We start from the raw sequence: 390 nt of genomic DNA on the forward strand, positions 1-390 counted from the left end.
GGCCGAGCCATCCTCCTCGTAGGTGTTAAGGGTATCCATGCGGTTATGCCATCGGTCCGGCATGAATGAAATCGCAAACGGCATCACCAAGATGACCACGAAAAGAACCGGCAGCTTGTGACGCCCCTTCCACCATAGTACTGCGACCATTGCGCTCACTGCCAAAAATGCCCCGCGTGAGTAACTGCCGAGGACTGATATGCCGCAGAACACCATCATGGCCGTCAAACCCCATCGTACGTAGCGATGCGGGCTGGTCAATTGGAGATACCGCATCAACGGAATCATCATGACCGTCGCGGCGGCGAGTGCATTGTTGTCGGTAATATAGCTACCCGCGGGGCCCCAGACCTTCTCACCGCCTCCCGTGATCAGAATGAAGAGCCCACC

Annotated in this window: 1 protein-coding gene; it reads right to left on the bottom strand. The window is 56.7% G+C overall.

Translation table 11 applies throughout. The annotated features are described in order from the left end of the window. The coding region (locus I6F37_RS44155) for an O-antigen ligase family protein (RefSeq protein WP_225155008.1) at positions 1-390 on the bottom strand (390 nt) is incomplete at both ends.

The organism is Bradyrhizobium sp. NBAIM08 (assembly GCF_020193935.1).
Lineage (GTDB): Bacteria > Pseudomonadota > Alphaproteobacteria > Rhizobiales > Xanthobacteraceae > Bradyrhizobium > Bradyrhizobium yuanmingense.